Source organism: Pseudomonas sp. 51_B (assembly GCF_017491595.1).
Classification (GTDB): Bacteria; Pseudomonadota; Gammaproteobacteria; order Pseudomonadales; family Pseudomonadaceae; genus Aquipseudomonas; species Aquipseudomonas promysalinigenes.
Map to the genome: position 1 here is coordinate 1 of NZ_JAFGYW010000450.1, position 435 is coordinate 435.

Consider the following 435-nt stretch of genomic DNA (forward strand, 5'->3'; position numbering starts at 1 on the left):
TATTAACGACGTAATCAAATATCTGAAGCTGACTCAATAATAAGGAGTCGGGAGCGGTGGGCTGCGCGCCCATCGCTTTCGAATAATGATGAATTCATTTGCCCAGGAGTTTTCTGCAGAGCAGCGGCGCGTTCTGGATCGCTACACAGCATTTCTCGGCTCTATTCACACATTGATCGCCAATATTCCCGTGGTATTCGAATGCCGTAGACACAGCGGCCATGCTCTGGCGGTATTGGCCAGTGACTCGCGCCTGAACAATGTCCCTTTCAATGAGCGCTACTTGCGAGACTTCTGGGGATGCACCAAAGAGGTAAGTCAGCTATGCAGTGCTTACGTATCGGAGCTGGCGACGTTCACAAGCGAGTCATTGGAAATCGGCAAAAATACCTCTCGAAATACTCTTCTCAGCCAAGTGGATTTCAACTTGTATAG

At 49.2% G+C, this 435-nt stretch carries 1 pseudogene; it reads left to right on the top strand.

From position 1 onward, the window contains the following. Nucleotides 1–85: 85 nt before the first annotated feature. Nucleotides 86–435 (top strand): annotated as a pseudogene (locus tag J5M56_RS25675) (hypothetical protein); the annotation flags it as partial.